The sequence below is a fragment of the Microcystis sp. M49636_WE2 genome (assembly GCF_030065375.1).
GTDB lineage: Bacteria > Cyanobacteriota > Cyanobacteriia > Cyanobacteriales > Microcystaceae > Microcystis > Microcystis aeruginosa_C.
Genome location: NZ_JASJFG010000206.1, coordinates 1 through 3,273, shown reverse-complemented (window position 1 = coordinate 3,273; position 3,273 = coordinate 1). Strand labels below are relative to the sequence as shown.

Sequence of the window (3,273 nt, the reverse complement as noted above, 5' to 3'; positions counted from 1 at the left end):
TTACAAAGTTTTCACAAAAATGGTTGAGCGAGGTGATTTTCCCAATTCTCTTGACGCTTTAATCCTTGATAGCCAAGAAGATTAGCTAGTGATAAGGTGGTTGAAAAAGCGATCGTAACCCACAGATACACTTTCAACTGCGCCTCCACAGAAAGATTGCGATCTAACATTAGCATGAGATCGATGATCGCACTAAGATGATATGATAGTAGTGCATTTTCCTAATTATTGATGATTAAGAGTTTTGCATCTAAGGAGACAGAGCAGGTATTCAAACGTAAATTTTCACGAAAATTACCTCAAGATATTCAACGAAATGCTCGGAGAAAGCTAGAAGTTTTAGACGCGGCCGAAACTTTACAGGATTTATGCATTCCTCCATCTAATCGGTTGGAAAAACTCTCAGGAGATAGAAAAAATCAGCATAGTATCCGAATTAACGATCAGTGGCGGATCTGTTTTATTTGGAAAAATGGCAACGCCTACAATGTAGAAATAGTCGATTATCATTAATTGTTACTCAATAATCATGACTGAGAAAAAATTATTAGCCCCCATTCATCCTGGTGAGATTCTGTTAGAAGAATTTCTCAAACCGATGGAAATTAGCCAAGAACGTTTGGCAGAAGATCTTAATGTACCAATAGAGCAAATCAAGGAAATTATCGAGGAAAAGCGAGGAATTACTGCCGATATTGCCTTAAGGCTTTCTCGTTATTTTGGTATGTCTGAAAGGTTCTGGATGAATCTTCAAACAAGGTATGATATTGAAGTAGAAAAAGATAGGCTCAGAGAACGTTTAGAGAAGGAAGTAAAAGTCTATGCTGCTTCACAAGCACTGTAGCATAACCGAAGAAATAGGGGAAGAATAATAATTTTAACCCCCCGTAGGGTGGATTAGCGCAGCGTAATCCACCATTACATCAATTATTGAATAACCATAGATTAGGTGCGTTACACTTCGTTAACGCACCCTACAAGAGCGGCGATCTCCTATCCCCTCCTATTGACACAAACGTTGATAAACTGTGGCCAAAGCTTGGACATCACCGACGTTACCCGGGAAAAGAACCACGGGTAAATTAGGAAAGAGGGGATGATCGGCTGCTGTACGGACCATGGAGACACCGGGGAGAATCTGACCGAGTAAACGGGCCGATTGCAGGCTTAAACCCGTACTTAAGACATCATTGGAGGTAATTCCGCCTTTACTGATTAAAAAACTGATATCACTGGGTAAACCCTTAACAATGTCCATTAACAGGGTGGAGACGGCAACCCCAAAATCAAGGCGTTTCTGCACAGAGGCAAAGGTTAACTCTTGCCGACTGGTATAGATCACGGGGGTTTGTTTATTTTTGTGAATAAGCTTGACTTTTTCCAGAGCTTGTGCTAGGAGTTGCTCTCGTTGCTCAGGACGATCGCGCAATGCCGTCACATCGATTTCGACTCCGACGGTGTTGGGTTGTTGAAGCAGTTCATCTAATTGTTGGCTAGTTTTTTTGACGTGGGAACCGACGATAATTGCCCCGGCTTCCCCCGTGGGCTTATACTTACCCATAGATTCGGGTGCGATCGGTTGAGTTCCTAAATTAGCCAAAGAAGTTAAAATACTGGCGGCACTACGGAATAAAAATTTTTTTCCCTCCCCTGCGGCGGTTAAAATATCTTCAGCAAAGCGATCGAGATCCGCTTGAGTTTCCCCATCTACCACCCCACATTGATTATTTTTGAGCTTTTGCAGTCGTTCTAAACTACCTTGACGGATATCTGCCAGTAAAAATCTCTCTACATCATCTGCTTTAATTTTACCTTTCGTTTTCTCCTCCACATAATCCGGCAGATAACTATAGTGGTAGGCAAAAACCGAATCGCGAGCAAATTCCGTCTCGTGGACGGGAGTGGGAACGCCATCGATGATTAAATAGTGAATACTATCGCGGGTGATTCTACCTCCCTCAAAAAAGGCTGGAATCAGGAAATGAGCATCAAAACCGCCCAATTCTTCGGCAATAACATCAGTTTCGATCGGATAATGCCCGCGCAGGGTAGAATCGGAACGACTAACCACCAAAAAATCCTCGATTCCCTCTTTAGTTAAGGCAGTTTTCAGGTTATGACAGACTTCTCGCGTGACAGACTTGGCTTTTTCGGGGGTTAAAGCGCGAGTATTGGTCAAAACAAAGAAAATTGGCGCATTATCTGCCAATCCCAAGCGGAGAGTATCTTCATCCCACCGCATCAATAACAGACAACTATGGACTGTTTGGGAACCTGTCGGGTCGTCATCTAAGACTATAATTTTAGGTCTATTATTGCTCATATATTTTTTATCAGGATGGGAGGGACGAAGGAACCAAGAGAATCTGGTTAATAGTTTATCGGGTTCTGGTTCCCCATTAAAGTCGTCCCCTCCCTAAGCAACCGCTATCAATCTTGATCACAATCTGTCCAATATAGGATAAGCTATACCTTGATTCATACAGTGACGAAGTTGAGCGCGGGAGACTTCCCTTTGAATACGTTAATTCACCCCACTGCGGTTATCCATCCGTCGGCAAAACTTGATCCCAAGGTTAAAGTTGGTCCCTATGCTGTGATCGGGGCCCATGTGGAAATTGAAGCTGATACAATTATTGATGCCCATGTGGTCATTGAGGGTCCGACCAAAATTGGCAAGGGTAATCATATTTTTTCTGGGGCTGTTATTGGTAATGAACCACAGGATTTAAAGTATAAAGGTGGCGAAAGTAGCGTGGAAATTGGTGATAATAACCAAATTCGCGAGTTTGTCACGATTAATCGCGCCACCGATACGGGAGAAGTTACCCAAATTGGCAATAATAATTTATTAATGGCCTATGTTCACGTTGCCCATAATTGTATTTTGCAAGATAACATTATTATCGCTAATAGTGTCGCCTTGGCCGGTCATGTCCAGATCGAATCAAAAGCAGTTATCGGGGGGGTTTTAGGAGTACATCAATTTGTTCATATTGGCAAAATGGCCATGTTAGGAGGAATGAGTCGTATTGATCGCGATGTTCCCCCTTTTACTTTAGTGGAAGGCAATCCCTGTCGCGTGCGAACTCTTAATTTAGTCGGTTTACAAAGGGCCGGTTTTACCGATGAAGATCTAGCTTTACTGAAAAAAGCTTTTCGGATTATCTATCGTTCTAATATAAATCTTCAGGAGGCTTTAGAACAAGTTTCTCTCTTAACCGATAACCCCCATGTTCAACATCTCTGTCAATTTTTACAATCCTCTACCAC

The 3,273-nt window shown here is 42.3% G+C and carries 5 protein-coding genes; 3 read left to right on the top strand and 2 right to left on the bottom strand.

What is annotated here, in order from left to right; genetic code table 11:
* Positions 1-11 precede the first annotated feature (11 nt).
* Positions 12-176: a hypothetical protein gene (locus PX484_RS04665; protein WP_016516200.1), complete on the bottom strand. Its 165-nt coding sequence runs from the start codon at positions 174-176 to the stop codon at positions 12-14.
* Positions 177-231: 55 nt separating this feature from the next.
* Here PX484_RS04665 and PX484_RS04660 point away from each other — a divergent pair, with 55 nt between their 5' ends.
* Both PX484_RS04660 and PX484_RS04655 read left to right on the top strand, forming a co-directional pair.
* Positions 232-513: a type II toxin-antitoxin system RelE/ParE family toxin gene (locus tag PX484_RS04660; RefSeq protein WP_002761671.1), complete on the top strand. Its 282-nt coding sequence runs from the start codon at positions 232-234 to the stop codon at positions 511-513.
* Between the two features lie 16 nt (positions 514-529).
* Positions 530-844, top strand: a complete 315-nt coding sequence (locus tag PX484_RS04655) for a HigA family addiction module antitoxin (RefSeq protein WP_002733868.1) — start codon at positions 530-532, stop codon at positions 842-844.
* A 159-nt stretch (positions 845-1,003) separates the two neighbouring features.
* Here the strand turns inward: PX484_RS04655 and PX484_RS04650 are convergent, their stop codons facing one another.
* Entirely contained in the window at positions 1,004-2,323 is a 1,320-nt protein-coding gene (locus tag PX484_RS04650) for a four-carbon acid sugar kinase family protein (RefSeq protein ID WP_287767084.1), read from the bottom strand.
* A 150-nt stretch (positions 2,324-2,473) separates the two neighbouring features.
* Between PX484_RS04650 and lpxA the strand changes: the two genes are divergently transcribed.
* A partial coding sequence (gene lpxA / locus PX484_RS04645; protein WP_288103016.1) for an acyl-ACP--UDP-N-acetylglucosamine O-acyltransferase occupies positions 2,474-3,273 on the top strand: 800 nt, incomplete at its 3' end.